Below are 21,181 nucleotides of genomic sequence, written 5' to 3' on the forward strand. Positions count from 1 at the left end.
CTACGTGCGACCTCCCTCTCATCCGGCGCCGCGAGCGCAACCACTGCCCGTAGACTCCCTCGCGTGACACGTCGCGGACCGGTTGGCAAGATGGCACCCGCGGTCGGCAAGGTGCGGTAACAGGGAGGAAGCGTCTCGTGAGCAGCAGGCCATCCCGAGGCGCTGCTCGCCTCGCAGCCATACTCGACGCGCTTCCCGATGCGTTGGTGCTGGTCAACGCCAATGGGACGGTCGTCAACGCCAACACCATCGCCCTGGAGGCCTTCGAGGCCCCGGGTACGGCTCTCGTCGGTCGCGGACTGCTCGATCTGCTGCCGCAGTTCGACTCCCGGCTCATCCCCGGCACGATGCGGCGGCCCGACACCGTCGACGAGAGCGGCCGCACCAGGCCCACCCGGATGATCGCCCGCCGCACCGACGGCAGCGAGTTCCCGGTCGAGGTCACGAGCGCGAACCTGGAGAACGGCCAGCAGGCCTACGACGGTTACGGCTACACCAGCGATGAGCTGCTGATGCTCGTCGTACGTGATCTCTCCGGCACCGTCGACACCGAGGCGGAGCTCGCCCGTTCGCAGCGGCAGACGGAGATGATCCTGCGGGCCGCCGCCGAGGGTGTCGTGGGAACGGACACCGAGGGACGGGTCGTTCTCGTCAATCCGGCCGCCGCGCAGATACTGGGTTTCCGGGCCAGCGACCTGGGCGGGCAGGAACTGCACCCGCTGATGCTGCACTCGCGCGCCGACGGCGAGCCCTTCCCGTACGAGGAGTCGCCGCTCGCCGACACCCTGCGCTCCGGGCGCAAGCACCGGGTGCGCGGGCAGGTCCTGTGGTCCAAGAGCGGTGACAAGGTGCCGGTCGACCTGACCACCGCGCCCGTACGGGACGGCGACCAGCTCGTCGGGGCCGTGATGACCTTCACGGACCGCCGGCCGTACGACTCGCTCGCCGAGGAGAAGGACGCCGAGGCCCAGCGGCACCAGGAAGAGCTCGAACGGGCCACCGAGGAGCACGCGAAGGAGCTCGCGGCGCTCCGGGAGGAGCACGGCACTCGGCTCGCCGAGCTGAGTGAGCGGCACGAGGAGGAGCTGGCCGCCGGCGACGACCGGTACGCGGCACTCGCCGAGCGCGAGAAGGACCGGTACGAGGCGCTGTCCGCGCGGCACGAGCAACTGCTCGCCGTGCTGGGGCGCTCCCTGCGCGGGCCGCTGGACCAGCTGCGGACCGAGCTGTCGGTCCTCGCCGCGGACGACGCCGGGCAGTTGTGGCCCGAGGCCAACCAGGTGCTGCACCACCTCTCGGCCGGCTACTCGCGCATCACCACGCTCGTCGACAACGTCCTCGCCTACCAGCGCCTCGACTCCGGGACCGAAGAGGTCACCCGTACGAAAGTGATGCTGGACGCGGTCGTCGCGGCCGGTGTCAACGGGGCGGTCGAGCTGATCGGGCCCGGTCGGGTGCAGTTCGCCGTGCACGCGCCGCCCATCGAGGCCGAGGTCGACCCGCAGCGGCTCGCGACCGCGCTCGCGCATCTCGTCGCGGACGTCGCGGGCGTCGACTCCACGGGCAACGCACCGGTCTCGGCCGGCGGCTACATGGACAACACGGTCGTCGTGGCGGCCGCGCAGCGCGGCGAGGTCGTACGGATCGAGGTACGCGGGCCGTACACCGGGGGAGACCCGGTGCACGAGCCGATCGTGCGGGGGATCGTGCGCGCGCACGGCGGAGTGCTGCAGACGCACGAGGTTCCCGGGATGAGCGGCAGCGCCTTCGTTCTCGAGGTGCCGATCGGGGGCGGAGCCGGGGCGGTTCCGGCTCCCGGTGCGGACGCCGGAACGGCTTTGGCCGTGAGCGCGGGTACGGGTACGGACACGGGTGTGGATCCGGGCTCGGCTCCGAACGGTGGCGGCGTCGGCTCCGCGGTCGCGCTGCCCGAGCAGGCCTCGCCGCAGGGCGGGGGACGACGGCGGGCCCGGCGGGCTTCCGTCGACGCCTTCCTGGAGAGCGAGGTCGGGCCCTCCACGGAGACGGCCGTGCCCACCGGGCGGCGCAGGCGCGCCGCCGGGGACGGGAGCGGCGGGGGCGGGGCTCAGCTTGCGCTTCCCGCTCAGGCTTCGGCCGACGAGGGCGGCGCCGAGGGTTCCGGTGGCACCGGACGTCGGCGAGGGCGGCCCAGTCCGGCCGAGGGCGACGGTGTCTCCGAGGGCGCGGTCGTGACCGCCGCCGAGCACGCCGCCGGTGCCGCTGCCACTGGGCTCGGGGAGACCGTGCCTCCGCAGGGCGTGCCCGTACCTGCCGGTGGACGGCGCGCGCGACGGGACGGCCAGCAGCAGGCGCTGCCGGCGGCACTGCCCGCGGCGCCTTCGCCCGCTCCGGACGCGAGTGCCGCCGCGGACGCCCGTGGTGGCGCGCCTCAGCCGACAGGACGGCGTCGGCGTGCGCTGGCCGCCGCGGCCGAGCGTGCGGCGGCGCAGGAGGCGGGGCCGCGCGCGGTGTTCGCGCTCCCGCCGGCCGAGGCGGACCGTTCTCCCGAGTACGCCGCCCAGCAGGCCGAGGCCCACGGCCAGGCAGCCCTCGCCCAAGCGCCCGCCGGTCAGCCGGCTCTCAGTCAGGCGGCTCTCGGGCACGCTCCCGCCCAGGCCGACGACGGGCGCCACGACGTGGCGTCGCACAACGCGGGCGACGATCACACCCCGCCTCAGCCTCATCCGTTGCAGGCGCCCAGCGGGCGTCGACGGGCCCGGCAGGCGGCGGGCGAACTCGACGCGGCCACCGCCACCGGGGCGCCGGGAGTTCCCGGGCAGATGGCTCCGGCACAGGGCGCTCCCCAGGCTCCGGGTGTGCAGGGGGCGCCCGTCGCGCCCGGGCAGGCCGTGGCGCTTCCGGGGCAGGGAGTTCCTGGGCAGGCGGTTGCTGGGCAAGGGGTGCCTGGACAGGAGATGCCCGCGCAACTGGGCCCCGTACAAGGCGTTCCCGGGCAGGCAATGCCCCTGCCCGGACAACTGCCCCAGGCGCAGGGCGTACCGGGTGAGGGCATGGCGCCGCAGGCTGCTTCCGGGCAGCCCATGCCCGTAGCCGTACCCGCCCAGGGAAATCCCGGTCAGGGCGCCCCTGCCCAGGCCGGTCCGGTTCCCGGGCAGGCTGTTCCTCCGCAGGGCATGCCCCAACCGGGCGCCCCGGGACAGGCCCTTCCGCCGCAGGCCGTACCAGGCCAGGTCACGCAGGCAGGTGCGGCTGGTCCCGCGGGAGCCGTCGGCACCGGTGGAGTGCCGGTGGCCGCTGCGCCCGCCCAAGCCCCCGCGCAGAACGCCCAGCAGCAGCCGCCCCAGACGCCCGCGGACGCCGCTTCGGCGCAGCAGCCCTGGAGCGGTGCGGCCGACACTTCCGGCGCCGGGGTCCCCGTACAGCAGGAGGCCGATGCGGCGGCCCAGCCCTGGCCGGGTACGGCCGACGGCCCGGCGGAACCGGAGCCCGCGCCTGCGCCCGTCGCGGAGCAGCCCCGTGCCGCCCAGCCGCTCCCTGCCGAGGCCGCGGCGCCTTCGCCGCCCGTCGACCCCAACTCGACGCAGGGCCGCGCGTTCAGCGTCCGCACGCTGGGGCAGGGCGTTCCGTTCGGCCGCCGTATGACGGACGCGCAGCAGCCCCGGCAGAGCCGGCCCGCGTCGCCGACGCCCCAGCCGCTTCCTCAGCAGGCCCAGGCGCAGGCTCAAGCCCCGGTCCAAGCCCAGGCTCAGGCCCAGACCGCTCCACAGCCCCAGGCGCCCACGCCTCCCCCGCACGCGACCAACGGCTCCGGGCGGCGTCGTAAGCTCGGCACCCGCCCCGAGCCCGTTGCCGACGTCGCCGAGCAGACGGACACGGCGGCCCGCCCGCACCCGCAGGGCGGCGGCCCCCAGTCCCGGATGGCCAACACCACCGAGGGAACCGGCCGTTCGTACGCCATAGGAGCCCCCGACGAGAACGCCGACGAGGGCCCCGAGCCGCTCGACGGCCCCGGCGGTGCGGTCGAGGTCGCGAACCAGCCCCATCCGCAGCCGATGGACGACGAGCTGCCCCCGGAGCCGCTCGACAACCCGCGTCGGCTGCTGGTCTGGCCCGCGCCGGACATCACCACCCAGCAGGCGCTGAGCGACCGCGGCTACCGGCCCGTCATCGTGCACTCGCGCGAGGAGGTCGACGCGCAGATCGCCGCCTTCCCGGCCGCGCTCTTCGTGGACCCGCTCACCGGCCCGATCACGCGCACGGCGCTCCAGTCGCTGCGTCAGGCCGCCGTCGCAGCCGAGGTCCCGGTCCTGGTGACGGCGGGACTCGGCCAGGCGACACGTGAGGCGGCGTACGGCGCCGACCCTGCCGTACTCCTCAAGGCCCTCGCCCCGCGCGACAGCGAACAGCACCCGCCGCGCGTCCTGCTCATCGAGGAGCACGCGGAGATCGCACTGGCGCTGACCTCGACGCTGGAACGGCGCGGCATGCAGGTCGCGCGGGCCACGTCGGACGAGGACGCCGTCACACTGGCCTCGCAGATGCGGCCGAACCTGGTCGTGATGGACCTGATGCAGGTACGCCGCCGACGTGCCGGAATCGTCGACTGGCTGCGGGCGAACGGCCAGCTCAACCGCACCCCGCTCGTCGTCTACACCGCCGCCGTCGACCCGACCGAACTGCCGCGCCTCGCGGCGGGGGAGACGGTGCTGTTCCTCGCGGAGCGGTCGACGAGTACCGAGGTACAGGGCCGGATCGTGGACCTGCTGGCGCGCATCGGCACGAACTGAGCGCCCTTCGTACCGGCGGCCCGGGCAGCGCAGGCAGCACGGCAGCACAGGCAGAATCGGCAGCGCCGTCAGTTCCGTGAGAAGTGGACGTGCGCATACGTGAGTTGGGGCGTTGTTTCACGTGAAACAACGCCCCAACTCATACATCGACCTAAATGCGGTCAGAAGGCTTTCGTCCGCCCTGCCATGACCGTCAGAGCTGGGTGACGTCCAGCTCGCCCGCCGCGTACTGCCTGCGCAGCACCTTCTTGTCGAACTTGCCCACGCTCGTCTTCGGTACCGACTCGATGATCGTCCAGCGCTCGGGAAGCTGCCACTTGGCGATCTTGCCCTCGCCTGCGAGGAACGACCGCAGGGACTCGAAGTCGACGCCGGCGCCTTCCTTCAACACGACAGTGGCGAGCGGACGTTCACCCCACTTGTCGTCCGGGACGGCGACGACCGCGGCCTCGGCGACGTCAGGGTGGGCCATGAGCGCGTTCTCCAGGTCGACCGAGGAGATCCACTCTCCGCCGGACTTGATGACGTCCTTGGCGCGGTCGGTGAGGGTCAGGAAGCCGTCGGGGCTGATCGTGCCGACATCGCCGGTCTTGAGCCAGCCGTCCTCGCTGAACTTGTCGGCGGGGCGCAGGACTTCGGCGCCCTGGCCGCCGTAGTACGCGCCCGCGATCCAGGGACCGCGCACCTCCAGCTCACCCGCCGACTCGCCGTCCCACGGCAGCCGCTCGCCGCCCGGGCCGGTCAGCCGGGCCTCGACGCTCGCCGGGAAACGGCCCTGCGTGAGGCGGTACGCGAACTCCTCGTCCGTGCCCACCACTTGGGCCGGCGGACGCGCGATCGTGCCGAGCGGGGAGGTCTCCGTCATGCCCCAGGCGTGACAGACGCGCATGCCGAGCTCGTCGAAGGCCTTCATGAGGGCGGGCGGACAGGCGGAGCCGCCGATGGTGACCTGGGTCAGCGAACTCACGTCACGGGGCTTGGCCTTGAGCTCCGCGAGCAGGCCCTGCCAGATGGTCGGGACGGCGGCCGCGTGCGTCGGGCGCTGGCTCTCGATCATCTCGGCGAGCGGGGCGGGCTGGAGGAAACGGTCCGGCATCAGCACGTTCACGCCGGTCATGAACATCGCGTGCGGCAGGCCCCAGGCGTTCACATGGAACTGCGGGACGACGACGAGGGAGGTGTCCGCGTCGGTGAGGCCCATGGACTGCGCCATGTTGACCTGCATCGAGTGCAGGTAAATCGACCGGTGGGAGTAGATGACGCCCTTGGGGTCGCCGGTCGTGCCGGAGGTGTAGCACATCGCCGCGGCCTGGCGCTCGTCCAGCTCCGGCCAGTCGTAGCTGTCCGGCTTGTCGGCGATCAGGTCCTCGTACTCGTGCACCTGGACCGACGCCCCGTCCAGCAGCGAACGGTCGCCGGGGCCGGAGACCACCACGTGCTCGATGGTCTTGAGGTGGGGCAGCAGCGGCGCGAGCAGCGGAAGCAGCGAACCGTTGGCGACGACCACGCGGTCGGCGGCGTGGTTGACGATCCAGACGAGCTGCTCGGGAGGCAGCCGGAGGTTGAGTGTGTGGAGGATCGCGCCCATGGCGGGGATCGCGTAGTACGCCTCTACGTGCTCGGCGTTGTTCCACATCAGCGTCGCGACCCGGTCGTCGTCCCGGACTCCGAGGTCGTCACGCAGCGCGTGCGCCAGCCGTGCCGCCCGGCCCCCGATCTCGGCGAACGAGCGCCTCTGCGGCTCCCCCTCACCGGTCCAGGTGATCACCTGAGACGAACCGTGGATCGTCGACCCGTGGGTCAGGATCCTCGAGATCAGCAGCGGTACGTCCTGCATCGTGCTCAGCACGGCGTCCTCCCGGGGGCGACATTGCCTACGCGGTAGTAAGGGTTGGGCTGATTCTGCTCACATACCGCGCGGTATGTCACTACTCCGGGATGATCGATCACGTCACGACAGGATTCCTTGCCCCGGCGTGAACAGTGCGCTTGCCCAGCTCTGATCAGCGCACGGGACCCAGCTCGGGGTCCTCACGAAGCTTGCCCAGCGCACGCGACACGGCCGACTTGACCGTACCGATCGACACTCCCAGCACGTCCGCCGTCTGCGCCTCGCTGAGGTCCTCGTAGTACCGCAGGACGACCATCGCCCGCTGCCGCGCAGGCAACTTCATGATCGCGCGCCACATCGCGTCGTGCAGCGCCTGCTGTTCCGCCGGGTCCCCGGCCGGCGGAGCCTCCGGCTCCGGCAGCTCGTCGCACGCGAACTCGTCGACCTTCCGCTTCCGCCACTGCGACGTCCGCGTGTTCAGCAGGGCGCGCCGTACATAGCCGTCGAGGGCCCGGTGGTCCTCGATCCGCTCCCACGCGACATACGTCTTCGTGAGTGCGGTCTGCAGCAGGTCCTCCGCGTCGCTCGGGTTCGCGGTCAGCGAGCGAGCAGTACGCAGCAGCACGGGTTGGCGGGCCTTGACGTACGAGGAGAACGACGGGTACGCAAGGGTCCGCGTCGCCGCATTCGAAGCGCTGGTGCAGACGGTTGTGGTCATGGCTCCACGCTAGGAGCGCCCCCTACTCCAGCGGATCGGCCGCAGGTCCCGAAGCCGTGTCCGCCTCAGGTTGTAGGAGGGGGGCTGGCCCCACCTACTGAAGGTGGACGCCGGGCCCCGGCCCCCTGAGGGTTCACCCCTGAGGACCGCTCCCCTGGCAGTAGCCCGGACCCGGGAATCATGCGGGAGTAGTACGTCCGCACTCCGTGGGCTCTCCCGGAGGGTACGCCGGGCGCCCACCGAGCGCGAAAACGAGCGCCTTGGGCTGCGCTGGGCCTCGACCCGGACACGTACTCCGGCCCGGCCTGGACAGGCACCCCGCCCCGCCCGGACGCGCACCGCAGTCATCCACCCCGCCTCCGCCATCAGCCCCGATCGTCCGAGCCCAGGATCAACCCCGAGGTGGGGACCCCCGTACCCGCCGTCACCAGCACCCGGCCGGCCCCGGGTATCTGGTTCACGGATGTGCCCCGGAGTTGTCGTACGCCTTCGGCCACACCGTTCATCCCGTGCAGATACGCCTCCCCGAGCTGCCCTCCGTGCGTGTTCAACGGCAACCGCTCCTCGGCGACGAAGTCCGCGGCCTCGCCCGGCTTGCAGAAACCGAACTCCTCCAACTGCGTCAGCACGAACGGTGTGAAGTGGTCGTACAGGATCCCCACGTCTATTCCGGCCGGCGTCAGCCCGGACGTGCGCCACAGCTGCCGCGCCACCACGCCCATCTCCGGCAGCCCCGTCAGGTCGTCCCGGTAGTAGCTGGTCATCTGCTCCTGCGCGCGCCCCGCGCCCTGGGCGGCCGCGGTGATCACGGCGGGCGGATGCGGCAGGTCTCGCGCCCGCTCCACCGAGGTGACGACCAGGGCCTGGCCGCCGTCGGTCTCCTGACAGCAGTCCAGCAGCCGCAACGGCTCGACGATCCACCGCGACGCTGCATGGTCGGCGAGTGTGATCGGTTTGCCGTGGAAGTACGCCGCCGGGTTGGTCGCCGCGTACTTCCGGTCGACGACCGCGACCTGGCCGAACGCCTCGGGTGTCAGTCCGTACGTGTGCAGATAGCGCTGGGCCGCCATCGCCACCCAGGACGCGGGCGTGAGCAGTCCGAACGGAAGCGACCAGCCGAGCGCGGCGCCCTCGGCCGACGGCTCACGCCGCTGCACCCCGGAACCGAATCTCCGGCCCGACCGCTCGTTGAACGCCCGGTAGCAGACCACCACCTCGGCCACGCCCGTGGCCACGGCGAGAGCCGCCTGCTGGACGGTCGCGCAGGCCGCGCCTCCGCCGTAGTGGATCCGCGAGAAGAAGGACAGCTCGCCCATGCCGACCGCCTGGGCGACGGTGATCTCCGGGCTGGTGTCCATCGTGAACGTCACCATCCCGTCCACGTCGGCCGGTGTGAGACCGGCGTCGTCGAGCGCGGCCCGCACCGCCTCGACGGCCAGCCGCAGTTCGCTGCGCCCAGAGTCCTTGGAGAACTCGGTGGCCCCGATCCCGACGATCGCCGCCCGCCCGCCGAGCGTGTCCTTCGTCCGCACGCTCATGGCCGACTCCCCGCCTCGTGGATCGCGGCACCCTCGGCTCCCTCAATGCCCTCGGCGCCCTCAGCACCTTCGGCTCCGGCGGCTCCGGGGACCGTGACCGTGACCGTCCCGGTGACATGTCTGCCGATCCCGTTGGCCCCCACCACCCTGACCGTCGCCGTGTCGCCCTCGACCGCCTCCACCGAGCCGGTCAACACCATCGTGTCGCCGGGGTAGTTGGGCGCACCCAGTCTGATCGCGACCCTCCGCAGCACGGACCGGGGTCCGAACCGGTCGGTGATGTAGCGCCCGACCAGCCCGTTCGTCGTCAGGATGTTCATGAAGATGTCCGGCGAACCCTTCTGCCGGGCGAGCTCCGCGTCGTGGTGCACGTCCTGGTAGTCCCTCGACGCGATCGCCCCGGCGACGATGAGCGTGCGGGTGATCTCGATCTCCAGCGGCGGCAGGACGTCCCCGACCCGCACCGCCCCGACCTCGGTGTTCATGCGTCCCCCTCTCCATGCACGATCAACGCCCCCAACTCCTGGAGCACTTCGCTTCCGCACCCCAGATACGCGTCCAGTTGCCGACCCCACAGAAAGTGCCGGTGCACGGGATGGTCGAGGTCGGCCCCCATACCGCCGTGCAGATGCTGTCCCGCGTGCACCACGCGCTGCCCCGCCTCCGACGCCCACCAGGCCGCAGTCAGCGCGTGCGTCGCGTAGTCCAGCCCCTCGTCCCGCCGCCAGGCCGCTTCGTAGGCCGTGACCCGTATCGCCTCGGTGTCCATGTACGCGTCGGCCGCCCGGAGTTGGACCCCCTGCTTGGTCGCGAGCGGTCTCCCGAACTGCTCGCGGGTGTTGGTGTGGTCGACCGCCCGGGCCACCGAACCCGCGCACACCCCGGCCTGCAGCCCCGCGAAGGCGGTACGCGCGGTGGCCAGCACGTCGTCGTACGCTTCCTGGCCCGCCACCTCCGCGCCGGAACCACCAACCCGCTCGCCCAGCCGCTCGCCCGGTGTCCCGTCCAGCGTCAGCCGTCCCGCCGACCAGGGCGCCGTCAGCTCGACGGGCTCGCAGCGCGCGTCGACGGTCCGTACGAGCCACAGGCCGTGCTCGTCGTCGGCGACGAGGACATGCGTGGCGTCGCGGAGCCACGGCACCACGGGGACCGCACCGCTCAACTCCCCGGATCCGCCCACCCATACGGCCGCCTCGGGCAGGGCGCCGGTCACGACCACTGTGCCGTCCCCGATCGCGGGCAGCAGCCGCTCCCGCTGCTCCGCCGAGCCATGGGCCGACACTGCCAGCAGCCCGTACACACAGCTCGCCGCGAACGGCACCTGGGCCGTGGTCCGCCCCTGCTCCTCCAGCAGGAGCACCAGCCCGAGGAGCCCTATGTCCTCGACTGCGGCCGGCAACCCGGCCTCGCACAACGCCTTCCACAGCTCGGCGTCGCTGCCGGTGCCCGCCGCTGTCAGCCGCTCATGGGTGGACAGGTCGCCGAAGATCCGCGCGGCCAGATCGCGGGCCGCCGCCTGCTCCTCCGTGGGCGTGAAGTCCATGTCAGCCCCCGCTCCTCTCGACGGCCCGGAAGACCGGCAGCTCCAACTCCTCGTCCACCTGCTCGAACTCCAGCCTGACCGGCATCCCGATCCGCACCCGGTCGTGCGGCACCCCTACCACGTTGCTGATCATCCGCACGCCCTCCGCGAGTTCGATCAGCCCCACCGCGTACGGCGGATCGAAGGCAGGGAAGGGCGGGTGGTGCATCACCACGTACGAGTAGACGGTCCCGTCGCCGCCCGCCTCGACCGTGTCCCAGTCCGGGCAACCGCACGCGTTGCACCCCGGCAGCCAGGGGAACCGCAGCGTCCTGCATCCGTCGCAGCGCTGTATGAGCAGACGGTGCCGGGAAACGCCCTCCCAGAAGCCGGCGTTGTCGCGATTGACGACGGGGCGGGGCCGCTTGGGCTGCTCGGACCGCTCGGGCCGTGAGACCTCGGCGGCCACCACGGTCTTCGCAACCACGCCTGCCCCCTCCGCCCTCGGAGCGCTCCTTCTCCGAGCCGCGGGCACGTACTTCAGGATCCGGAACCGATGTGTCCCCACCGGCCGGCCGGCCACCCGGACATCCATCCGCGTCGTGACGAAATACCCCGTGCCCAGCTTGGTCGTCTTGCGCTCGGAGACCGACTCGATCACCGCGTCGAAGGTGATCGCGTCCCCGGGCCGCAGCGGCCGCAGATACTCCTGCTCGCAGTCGGTGGCGACCACGGAGGTGTACCCGGCGTCGTCGAACAGCCCGAGCAGTTCGTCGTACGCCTCGGAACGCCCCGCGTGCCCGGAGAGACCTCCCATCGTCCACGCCTGGAGCATGGTGGGCGGCGCTGTGGCGTCCGCCCCCGCGTACGCCGGATTCGTGTCTCCCATTGCCTCGCACCAGTGCCGGATCATCGGTTCGTTGACCAGGTCCTTGCCCACCCCGCCGACCGCGGCGGCCTGCCCCTCGTACACCTTCACCCGCTCGAACACGTCCTCGTACCCGCCGCCCCCGCCCAAGGCCGCCGCCCCCTCTCCGCCCGGAGCCTCCCGCTCGCTCACCGCCGCCCCCTGGTCATCCCGAGCCGCATCGTCGCCACGATCTCCCGCTGCACCTCGCTCACCCCGCCCCCGAACGTGTTGATCTGTGCCGCCCTGTTCATCCGCTCCAGTTCGCCGTCCCCGAACACACCCGGCGAACCGGAACGGACCAGCGCATCCGATCCGACGATTTCCTGACACATTCGGTACACCGCGACCGCCGATTCGGTTCCCACGACTTTCACGCCGCTCGCATCGCCGGGTGCCAGCCGGCCGGCCCCCACATCACCCACCAAACGCCAGTTGAGCAGGCGTGTTGCCGCCAGCCGGGCATGTACTTCGGCCAGCCTCGACCGCACCCACGGCTCGTCAACCCTGCGCCGCCCAGTCACCGGATCGGGGGTACGGGCGGCGGCCAGGGCGGCCGCGTAGAAGTCCTCTGCCTGCATGCCGATCGCCGCGAGCGCGACCCGCTCGTGGTTGAGCTGGTTGGTGATGAGCCCCCAGCCGCCGTTCTCCTCACCGACGAGGTTGGCCGCCGGGACCCGGATGCCGTCGTAGTACGTGGCTGTCGTGGTCAGCCCGCCCACCGTCGCGATCGGCGTCCACGAGAACCCGGGGGCGTCGGTGGGCACGAGCAGGATCGAGATCCCCTTGTGCTTCGGCGCGTCGGGGTCCGTACGGCAGGCGAGCCAGATCCAGTCGGCCTGCTGGGCGTTGGAGGTGAACACCTTCTGCCCGTCGACAAGCCACTCACCGCCGCTCCCGGCGCTCCCAGGGCCCTTCTCGCTGTCCTCGTGTCCGTCGCCGCCCACCCGCACGGCCCGGGTCCGCAGCGACGCCAGGTCCGTCCCCGCGGACGGCTCGCTGTACCCGATGGCGAACACGAGTTCCCCGCGCAGGATCCGCGGCAGAAAGTAGCCCTTCTGTTCCTCGGTCCCGTACTTCATGAGCGTCGGCCCGACCGTGTTGAGCGTGACCATGGAGACCGGAGCGCCCGCCCGGTATGCCTCGTCGAAAAAGACGAACTGCTCGTCGGCGCCGCGCCCCTGCCCCCCGTACGCGACGGGCCAGCCGAGCCCCAGCCACCCGTCGGCACCGATCCGGCGCAACAGCGCCCGCTGCTGTTCCGGGACACCCGGCGCAACAAGGTCCCCGGGCGGCGGCGGTCCGTCCGGCATCAGGTCCCGGAAGTACGTACGGAGTTCGGCGCGCAGTCGTCGCTGGCGCTCGGTGGTGGCGAGATGCACGACGACGGCCCTCCCGGACCTCGTACGAACAAGGGTTTCTGACTGTCCGTCAGATATGTGTGTCTGTCAAGGTCACGGACCTCGACCGCCGGGGTCGCGATCGCCAGCCCGGCACACATGCGGGAAACGTCTGCGCGGCAGCACCCAAGTGCCGCCGCGCAGACGTGTTACCACCCCACAAAGCACCCCACTGAGGAGGTGTACGACCGCCGGGGGTCTCCAGTCCCCGACAGCCGCCGGCTCACCAGAGCTTGGTGAAGTTGACGGCGGTGTTCTCGTTCGACTGGTCGATGGCCGTGAACGCGGAACCGTTCACCTGGGCCGTGTTGCTCTGGTTCGAGGCACCGGAGCCGACGGCCTGCTGCTGCGTCGTGGACGAGGTCCCGTAGTTGTCGCCACCGACGCCGCTGCCGACGACGTTCGCCACGGCCGCGTTCGATCCGTTGTCCGCGAAGGCGCCGTTGTCGGCCGCCGCAACGCCCGTGAAGAGGGCGGCGGCGAGCGGCAGGGCTGCCGCGGCGGCGAGAAGGCGGACGGTACGGATGCTTGCCATGTCTTTTCCTCCAGAAGCGGAAGTTCGCACCGGCCAGGACCGGCTGAGTACGGCTTGTTCCAAGGCAGTTGGCCGACCGCCTCGATGTCTGTCACAACGTCGCGAGATCAGAATTGCCCTCCGAATCCCCGGCGAACCACCCCGGAAGGCACTATTCGCTCGCAAGCGTGAGGACATGTCGATAAACCCCCTTCGCGCGACCAAAACCGCAGATCAGGGCGGTGCGGGCGACTCAATCCCATACGCCGCAAGGGACGAAGCGTTCCGGCACGTTTTCAGCCAATCCCACGGGGCCGGTTTCCACCCCCCTGGCCCGGCGCTCCTTCGCCCAACCCCCGGAGCGCCTCTTCCTTTTTTCGAACACTCGTACGAGCATGGAGTCATGGCCACCATCGACCGGCAGGCCACGACGCTGGCCCTCGCACACGCCCTGTCAGCCGCCGAACGCGGACTGGCCGTCATCCCGCTGTCCCGAACCAAACTTCCGGCACTGCGCTCCCCGCACCGCGACGACCCGACGGCACCGCTCTGTCACGGCGAGTGCGGCCGCTTCGGGCACGGTGTGTACGACGCCTCGATCGACCCGCTGCGTATCCGAGAGCTCTTCGCCGCCGCCCCCTGGGCCACCGGCTACGGCATCGCCTGCGGGCTGGACCCCCATCGCCTGATCGGCATCGACCTCGACACCAAATCGGGTACGGACTCGTCCGCGGCACTCCGGGAACTGGCCCTGCGCCACCTGTTCACGATCCCCGAGACGGTCGTCGTGCTGACCCCCAGCGGCGGCCGCCACGTCTGGCTGAGCGGCCCGCCCGACGTCGTCGTCCCCAACTCGGCGGGCCGCCTGGCCCCGGGAATCGACATCCGCGGCGCGGGCGGCTACCTCGTGGGCCCCGGCTCACGAACCGAACACGGCGCCTACAGCACGGCCCCGGGCACCGCCCACCTGGCACCCGCCGCCTGCCCGCCGTCCCTTCTGCAGCTCCTCCTGCCCCCGCCCCGCACCGGCCGCCACGCCGGACCCGCCTCGGCGGGCCAACACGGCCAGGGCCTCGTCCAGTTCGTCCTCGCCGCCCATGAGGGCCAGCGCAACACCCGCCTCTTCTGGGCCGCCTGCCGCGCCTACGAGAACGGCCTCGGCCCGGACCTCACCGAAGCCCTGGTCGACGCCGCCGTCCGGACCGGCCTCACCGAACGCGAGGCCCGCTCCACCATCACCTCGGCATCCCGCATGACGAGGCACCGCCCGTAGCCCCGCCACAACCGAAAAAGTCCCCTCCAGGTGCCCAGAAAACCGAGACAAACCGAAAAACGACCACTCGCGCGCGCGTGCACACCAAAAACGCCTGCACACCACCAAGAACAAGCAGGGGCGTCCGGAACCTCTCGGTTCCGGACGCCCCTGCTTCTCGCACTGCGGTGGGTGTGGGATTTGAACCCACGGTCACATCGCTGCGACGACGGTTTTCAAGACCGTTCCCTTAGGCCGCTCGGGCAACCCACCCCGCGCCGCTGAGAGATCGGCGCGGGGACAAGACTAACGGGTCAGCTGTCGCCCTCGCGCTGGCCCAGGGTGACTTCGGCCGTCTGCTGCTTGCCGTCGCGGGTGTAGGTGAGTTTGACGGTGTCGCCGGGCTTGTGGGTCCAGATCTCGCCGATGAGGGTGGGGCCGCTGTCGATCACCCGGTCGTCGAGCTTGGTGATGACGTCGCCGGGCTTGAGGCCGGCCTTGGCGGCGGGGCCGTTCGGCGTGACCGCGTCCGAGCCGCTGGCGCCCTGCTCGGTGATCTTCGCGCCCGTGCCCTCCTCCAGGGAGACCGAGGCGCCGATCACCGGGTAGACGGGCTTGCCGGTCTTGATCAGCTGCTGGGCGACGGTCTTCGCCTGGTTGATCGGGATCGCGAAGCCCAGGCCGATGGAACCGGACTGGCTCGTGCCGCCCAGGCCGCCGCCGCTGGAGGACTGGATGGCGGAGTTGATGCCGATGACCGAGCCGTTCGCGTCCAGCAGCGGGCCGCCGGAGTTGCCCGGGTTGATCGAGGCATCAGTCTGCAGGGCGCTCATGTACGAGGCCTTGCTCTGGGCGCTGCCGTCGCTGGAGGCCACCGGGCGGTTCTTGGCGCTGATGATGCCCGTGGTCACCGTGTTCGACAGACCGAAGGGCGCGCCGATCGCGATCGTCGAGTCGCCGACTGCGATCTCGTCGGAGTTGCCCAGGTGCAGCGGCTTGAGGTCGCTCGGTGCGTTCTTGAGCTTGATGACCGCGACGTCGTAGCCCTGAGCGTGGCCGACCACCTCGGCGTCGTACTTCTTGCCGTTCGAGAAGGTCGCCGAGAGCTTGCCGCTGTCGACCGCCTCCGCCACCACGTGGTTGTTGGTGAGGATGTGGCCCTGGGTGTCGAAGACGAAGCCGGTGCCCGTGCCGCCCTCGCCGTTGCTCCCCTCGGCCTCGATGGTGACCGTACTCGGCAGCGCGGTGGCGGCCACGGTCGCGACCGTGCCCGGGTCACGCTTGAGGTCGCCGCCGCTCTGGGAGGCGGCAACCGTCGTCGAGCCCGTGGAGTCGTCGTTCCGGTCGGCCGCCCAGTAGCCGATGCCACCGCCCACGCCGCCCGCGACCAGCGCGGCCACCAGGACCGCGGCGACCAGACCGCCGCGCCCGCCCGACTTGGGCTTGGGCGCCGGCTGTTGGTACGAGGAGCCCCAGACATCGCCCGAACCGCCCTCGCCCCCGCTCGCGTACGACGGTGTGGCCGGCGGCGGAGGCGGCCAGGCGCCCGCTTCCGGTGCCGGGCCCGCGGCCTCGGGCGCCCCGGAGGGAACCGGGGGCAACGTGGCCGTCGGCGCGCCTTCCTGGGGAACGCCCGACTCCTGGGGGTAGGCCGGTCCCTGGGACGGAGCCGTGCCCCGATGGGGGTCCACGGGATCCGGTCCCGGCGACACCCCCTGCTCCGGCGGCACGGAAGCAGCAGGAGTGTCCACCGGCACGGGAGGTGCAGACGGGGCCGGGGGTACCGCAGTGCCCTCGTTCTCGGTGCTCACAGCTCTTCCTCTCGATCCACGGCTGTTCAGTCAGGTCGCACTCGGTCACGATCACTCACGTGTGTTCATGACTCCACCCGCATGTGTTCAGGAACCGGCGCGATTCAGCTGTGCATGTGCTTTTGTATGCCGTCAGCTTTTCCCATGGGCCGTCAGGGCACCATAAGCGGTGCCTGTGACTCCGGGATCTTCATTTATATCGGACAGGTCCGACAAAACCATCGCATGCACCACGCCATCGACCTCACGCCTACCCACTCGCGATGGCACCATGACGCGGTGACCCACGCACGACAGCACCTGAACCAGGTCGTCGCCCACCGCGGGGCCTCCGAAGAGGCCCCGGAGCACACCCTGGCCGCGTACGAGAAGGCGATCGAGGACGGGGCGGACGCCCTGGAGTGCGATGTACGGCTGACCGCGGACGGACATCTCGTCTGCGTCCACGACCGCCGCGTCAACCGCACTTCCAACGGCCGCGGCGCCGTCTCCGCCCTGGAGCTCGCCGACCTCGCCACCCTGGACTTCGGCTCCTGGAAGAACCGCGACGAAGCGCCCGACTGGGAACAGCAGCGGCCCCCGTCCTGGGAGCAGCAGTCCGTCCTCACCCTGGAGCGGCTGCTCGAACTCGTCGCCGACGCCGGCCGTCCCGTACAGCTCGCCATCGAGACGAAGCACCCCACGCGCTGGGCGGGCCAGGTCGAGGAGCGCCTGCTCGTACTGCTGAAGCGCTTCGGCCTGGACGCTCCGCCCTCGGCCGCCGAGTCGCCCGTACGCGTCATGAGTTTCTCGGCGCGCTCGCTGCACCGCGTCCGCGCCGCGTCCCCGACCCTGCCGACCGTCTATCTCATGCAGTTCGTCTCGCCCCGGCTGCGCGACGGTCGACTGCCCGCAGGGGTGCGGATCGCGGGTCCCTCGATGCGCATCGTCCGCAATCACCCGGCGTACATCGAGCGCCTGAAGCGTGCCGGACATCACGTTCACGTATGGACGGTGAACGAGCCCGAGGATGTCGATCTCTGTGTCGAGCTGGGCGTCGACGCCATCATCACCAACCGCCCGCGCGCGGTGCTCCACCAGTTGGGCCGCTGACCTGGGGCCCTGTGGGGCCCTCGCTCAGCCACCCCTCGCACCTCGGCCACATCGTCGAATTCTGGCCACGCGATTACAGGGAGTGCACCGGCGCGTTCGATCCGTATTCGATCGTTACGAGTGCGTCACTGCACGTGCATTGGCCGGTTTCCGGTCCAGTCCAGAGGGGCATTCACACCGTGGCGTGGGGCAAAGGAGGTCTCGGGGGTGGCGTTGGTGGTGGCACAGGAGGTGCCCACGTCGTCGAGCATGGCCGTACCCCATGGCCCTGCGGGCGTGGGGGAAGCAAGACACCGGATGCGGGCTCAGCTGCGCACCGGCGGTGTGGCGGAAACGGTCATCGACGATGCCGTATTGATCCTTTCCGAACTATTGAGCAACGCCTGCCGACACGGCAGGCCGTTGGGTGACGCACTGGCAGGGGATGGCGACGTCCGGGCCGCGTGGCGCGTCGAACCGACCGGCAGGCTCACCGTCGAGGTGACGGACGGCGGCGGTCCGACCCGTCCGGTTCCGGCCACACCCTCGGTCACCGCGCGCGGCGGCCGCGGGCTCAACATCATCACGGCGCTGGCCGACGACTGGGGCGTCCGGGACGACGCCCGCGGTGAGGTCACGGTGTGGGTGGTCGTGCACAAGGACGCACACGCCGGACATCGCCGCGACGACTTCGCCGCGCGGGTCACGGCCCCGTCGGTGTCCGCGATACCCGACCTCGACTTCGGGAACGCTTTCGACAGCCTGGACTGAGAACGACCCGGGCCGACGGCGGCCCGAGCCGGGGAACGCCTGAACCGACAGCGGCCCGAGCCGAGGGCGACCCGAGCCGAGAATCACCTCACCCCCAGGACGACCCGAAGCCCGGACGGCCCGAACCCAGGACGACCTGGGCCGAAGCAACCCGAAGCAGACGGAAGCACTGGTTCGAGGACGAACCGAATCACCGCTTCCGGGACGACTCGGCACGTTGGCCACAGGGTCCCGTGGCTCCCCGTACGAGCGGCTAGGCTCGCGCCCGTACGAGTCGAGCCGTAACCGGGAGACATCCACGATGGCCAAGAAGCGACCCCAGACGAAGGCCAAGCAGCCTCAGCTGACGGATGGAGAGATCCCGGTCGTCGGGGCGCGCGAGCCCTGCCCATGCAACAGCGGCCGCCGTTACAAGGCCTGTCACGGACGGGCCGCCGCGCACGCCGTGACCGAGCTGGTGCACCGCCCCTTCGAAGCACTGGCGGGCGAAGCGGACTGGATCGCGCTGCGCGAGCTGGTGCCCGCGGCCACCGTCGAGCTGCATCTGAAGGAGGCGCTCCCGGAGGGCGTCCCGTCGGTCACACTCGCGACGGTGCTGCCGATGGCGTGGCCCGCGCTGCGCCGCGAAGACGGCTCGGTCCTGATCGGCCTGCAGAACGACACGGCGTCCGGTGACATCAGCCGCGACCTGGCCGACACGCTCCAGCGCGCGCTCACCGCGGAGCCCGGCACTCCGGTCCAGGGCCGCCGCGCCCCGGCCGACGGACCGCGGCTGCAGGACCTCCTCGACCCCGAAGGCGCGTTCGAGCCAGTTGTGCACCCGGGGTTCGAATTCTGGGTTCCGGACGCTCAGAACGCGACCACGGAGGTGACCGCCTCCCTGGAGCGGGCCAACGCCGCCGCCATCCCGACCGTGAAGCTCGCGGGTGTCGACGCCGCGTACTGGTGCGAGACGCCCGACAAGAACCACCTGCGCTGGGTCATGCCGCACCCGGAGGAGCAGCTTCTGGACGCGCTCGCCCGGCTGCACGCCGCGGGCCGGTCGAGCCTCGGCGACGGCACCCGTCTCGTGGGCTCCTTCCGTGCCCACGGCCTCACGGTGCCGGTCTGGGACCTGCCGACCGGCGTCACGTCGGAGGATGTCGAGAAGCCGGCGGCCGAGTTCGCCGAGCGGCTCGCCGGCGCGCTGGCCTCGGACGCACCGCTGACCGCGGACGAGCGCCGGGCGCGCGGCGGTCTCACCAACCGGCAGGTCACGCTCAGCTGAGACACAGCCGACACCCAGCTGGGACTGGCCGACCGGTCAGTCGGCCGACAGGGTCGTCGACCGGGTGACTCCTGTCACAACTCCCCGTTGTGGCAGGGAAGTCGGTGTCCGAATAGCCGAGATCGAATTTGCGAACCGCCGATCTCTTGTTACCGTTCCATTAGCCCGGTTGCTGGTGCATCCCCCGTCGCCAGCAACCGGGTCTTCTCATTCCCGGATTCGGGCCCCCTGTCGGCAGAAGCCTCAACGCGCAGTCTGCGCAGGTGAGTTGCTCCCCGAGCGCAACAACAGCGGCCCCTCGGCCCCCTTCGCGAACTCCACGACCGCCGTGTACGCACCCGCGCCCCCCGCCGTGCGCTCCCGCGGTGTCTCGCACACCCCCGGCTCGTCGTCCGCGCCCACGGCGCAGTGCATCCGTACGGTGCGGTCCGCGGGCCCCATGAGGGTCAGTACGGACGTGAGATCGTCGCCGGTCGCGTTGCGGTAGTACGTACGCGCCCAGGTGTCCTGCCCCTGGGTCAGCACGCAGGTCTGTGCCTCGATGCCGTCGGGGGAGGCGAGTTCGGGACCGCAGCGGGCGGCGGTGGCAAGGCCCAGGCCGAGCGTCAGGGAGCTCTCGGAGGGCGCGGAGCGGGGTTCGGGCGCCTGTGGTGCGCCGGCGCGACCGGCGGCGGCAGCGGGGGCGTCGTCGGAGACACGGGCGCCCGAGGCACGTACGGAGCCGTCGTCGGAGGTCCGTGTGGTCGCGGAATCCATGTCACCCACAGGTCCCGCGGAGGCCACGGCCAGTGGCAGCGCGGCCATGAGCGCTACCACGCCCGCCAGCGCGATCGGGCGGACTCTTCGAGGGCCTGGGGCTCGTCGTCCCCGGGAGTGACGCAGCATGAAAGGAACATAACGAGCGAGGGCGGGCGCGCGGCTCGCCGCGCGCCCGGTTTCCCTACAACTCGGGGGCGCTCACACCCGTACGGGTGAGGGCCTCCACCACGGCGTCCACGACCGCCTCGACATCGGGCACCCAGGGGGCGGCCGAACCGGGGAGCGGAGCCCGCTCCCAGCGGAGCTGGCCCTGGCCGGTCTCGGACGGGGGCAGCGCCACATAGCCGCCCTCACCGTGGAAGCGCAGCGAGCCCGGAACGTGGTCCTGGGCGTAGAGCAACTCGCCGAGCTGCTCCAGGGAGTACGGCTTCACGAGCAGCGCCCAGCGCGTCGGGGACGCGATCACGGGGCCGAGGCGCATCCCCATGTGGTCGAGCGCGAGGAGCGCGCGGGACGCGGCGAGCGCCGGCAGGCTCACCGCGCACGGGGCCTTGTCCCCGGTGGCCAGGATGATCGGCGCCGCAGGACGGTTCGTCCACCACCAGCGCACCATCCGCTCATCGGTGGTGGCCGCAAGAAGGCCGGGGTCGAAGGGATGGGCACCGGGCACTGTGCATTCCGGGTCGGGGCACGCGCATCGGGCCCGCCCCTGCGGGTCCGCCGCCACTCCCGGGAGTACGGGCCACTGCCATGCGGTCGCGAAGGTCAGGGCCGCGCCGAGCATCTCAGGCTGTCCGCCGTTTCGCTTGGACAGGAGCCTGCGTCGCTTTCCGAGGATCTCGCGCATGAGCGCTCGTTCCTTTCCGTTGCACGCCTGGCAACACCGAGGACCACATCACACCATGTGTCGATCACTTCACTGTGCGTACCTACTGGCGCATCACACCCCCGTCAGAGACAAGGGGAACCCCTATGGGCCGAGCGTTGGGCTGCGTCCGCGTCCATACTGCGTCTGGCAAAAGCACGGGCATGGCGTGGGGTGGCGGCGCCT

At 71.2% G+C, this 21,181-nt stretch carries 16 protein-coding genes and 1 tRNA gene; 5 read left to right on the forward strand and 12 right to left on the reverse strand.

The window, feature by feature from the left end:
• Positions 1–137 precede the first annotated feature (137 nt).
• Positions 138–4,769 (forward strand): PAS domain-containing protein, encoded by a 4,632-nt coding sequence (locus QF035_RS25875; protein WP_307522986.1) that lies wholly within the window; start codon positions 138–140, stop codon positions 4,767–4,769.
• 193 nt (positions 4,770–4,962) lie between these two features.
• Here QF035_RS25875 and QF035_RS25880 read toward each other — a convergent pair whose 3' ends face one another.
• From QF035_RS25880 to QF035_RS25915, 8 genes are all read right to left on the reverse strand, one after another.
• Positions 4,963–6,618, reverse strand: coding sequence for a long-chain fatty acid--CoA ligase (locus QF035_RS25880; RefSeq protein WP_307522988.1), 1,656 nt, complete (start codon positions 6,616–6,618; stop codon positions 4,963–4,965).
• A 154-nt stretch (positions 6,619–6,772) separates the two neighbouring features.
• The gene (locus tag QF035_RS25885; protein ID WP_143643394.1) at positions 6,773–7,318 is read right to left on the reverse strand and encodes a SigE family RNA polymerase sigma factor; all 546 of its coding nucleotides are present in this window, start codon (positions 7,316–7,318) and stop codon (positions 6,773–6,775) included.
• A 365-nt stretch (positions 7,319–7,683) separates the two neighbouring features.
• Positions 7,684–8,856, reverse strand: coding sequence for a lipid-transfer protein (locus tag QF035_RS25890; RefSeq protein WP_307522989.1), 1,173 nt, complete (start codon positions 8,854–8,856; stop codon positions 7,684–7,686).
• On the reverse strand, positions 8,853–9,320 hold the full coding sequence (locus QF035_RS25895; RefSeq protein WP_307531420.1) for a MaoC family dehydratase: 468 nt from the start codon (positions 9,318–9,320) through the stop codon (positions 8,853–8,855). The genes QF035_RS25890 and QF035_RS25895 overlap by 4 nt, the downstream gene beginning before the upstream one ends.
• 17 nt (positions 9,321–9,337) lie before the next feature.
• Positions 9,338–10,399, reverse strand: coding sequence for an acyl-CoA dehydrogenase family protein (locus tag QF035_RS25900; protein ID WP_307522990.1), 1,062 nt, complete (start codon positions 10,397–10,399; stop codon positions 9,338–9,340).
• 1 nt (position 10,400) lies between these two features.
• Positions 10,401–11,438, reverse strand: a complete 1,038-nt coding sequence (locus QF035_RS25905; protein ID WP_373466718.1) for a bifunctional MaoC family dehydratase N-terminal/OB-fold nucleic acid binding domain-containing protein — start codon at positions 11,436–11,438, stop codon at positions 10,401–10,403.
• Positions 11,435–12,667 carry an acyl-CoA dehydrogenase family protein gene (locus QF035_RS25910; RefSeq protein WP_307522991.1) on the reverse strand — a complete coding sequence of 411 codons (1,233 nt, stop codon included), beginning with the start codon at positions 12,665–12,667 and terminating at the stop codon, positions 11,435–11,437. The genes QF035_RS25905 and QF035_RS25910 overlap by 4 nt, the downstream gene beginning before the upstream one ends.
• Before the next feature lie 241 nt (positions 12,668–12,908).
• On the reverse strand, positions 12,909–13,220 hold the full coding sequence (locus tag QF035_RS25915; RefSeq protein WP_307522992.1) for a hypothetical protein: 312 nt from the start codon (positions 13,218–13,220) through the stop codon (positions 12,909–12,911).
• A 382-nt stretch (positions 13,221–13,602) separates the two neighbouring features.
• Between QF035_RS25915 and QF035_RS25920 the strand changes: the two genes are divergently transcribed.
• Positions 13,603–14,472, forward strand: a complete 870-nt coding sequence (locus QF035_RS25920) for a bifunctional DNA primase/polymerase (RefSeq protein WP_307522993.1) — start codon at positions 13,603–13,605, stop codon at positions 14,470–14,472.
• Between the two features lie 165 nt (positions 14,473–14,637).
• On the opposite strand, the gene QF035_RS25925 is transcribed toward QF035_RS25920, so the two are convergent.
• Both QF035_RS25925 and QF035_RS25930 read right to left on the reverse strand, forming a co-directional pair.
• Positions 14,638–14,724 (reverse strand) — tRNA-Ser (locus QF035_RS25925).
• Positions 14,725–14,765: 41 nt separating this feature from the next.
• A complete protein-coding gene (locus QF035_RS25930) occupies positions 14,766–16,262 on the reverse strand; it encodes a S1C family serine protease (RefSeq protein WP_307522995.1) in 1,497 nt (498 codons plus the stop codon).
• A gap of 279 nt (positions 16,263–16,541) precedes the next feature.
• Between QF035_RS25930 and QF035_RS25935 the strand changes: the two genes are divergently transcribed.
• The 3 genes from QF035_RS25935 to QF035_RS25945 all read left to right on the forward strand — a co-directional run bounded on the left by QF035_RS25935 (position 16,542) and on the right by QF035_RS25945 (position 19,371).
• Positions 16,542–17,354, forward strand: a complete 813-nt coding sequence (locus QF035_RS25935; RefSeq protein WP_055613982.1) for a glycerophosphodiester phosphodiesterase — start codon at positions 16,542–16,544, stop codon at positions 17,352–17,354.
• A 120-nt stretch (positions 17,355–17,474) separates the two neighbouring features.
• Positions 17,475–18,104: an ATP-binding protein gene (locus tag QF035_RS25940; RefSeq protein ID WP_269648275.1), complete on the forward strand. Its 630-nt coding sequence runs from the start codon at positions 17,475–17,477 to the stop codon at positions 18,102–18,104.
• A gap of 301 nt (positions 18,105–18,405) precedes the next feature.
• On the forward strand, positions 18,406–19,371 hold the full coding sequence (locus QF035_RS25945; protein ID WP_307522996.1) for a DUF5926 family protein: 966 nt from the start codon (positions 18,406–18,408) through the stop codon (positions 19,369–19,371).
• Between the two features lie 243 nt (positions 19,372–19,614).
• Here the strand turns inward: QF035_RS25945 and QF035_RS25950 are convergent, their stop codons facing one another.
• Positions 19,615–20,256: a hypothetical protein gene (locus QF035_RS25950; protein ID WP_444968436.1), complete on the reverse strand. Its 642-nt coding sequence runs from the start codon at positions 20,254–20,256 to the stop codon at positions 19,615–19,617.
• A 55-nt stretch (positions 20,257–20,311) separates the two neighbouring features.
• On the reverse strand, positions 20,312–20,977 hold the full coding sequence (locus QF035_RS25955; RefSeq protein ID WP_307522999.1) for a bifunctional DNA primase/polymerase: 666 nt from the start codon (positions 20,975–20,977) through the stop codon (positions 20,312–20,314).
• Between the last annotated feature and the right edge of the window lie 204 nt (positions 20,978–21,181).

This window comes from Streptomyces umbrinus (assembly GCF_030817415.1).
GTDB classification, from domain to species: Bacteria; Actinomycetota; Actinomycetes; order Streptomycetales; family Streptomycetaceae; genus Streptomyces; species Streptomyces umbrinus_A.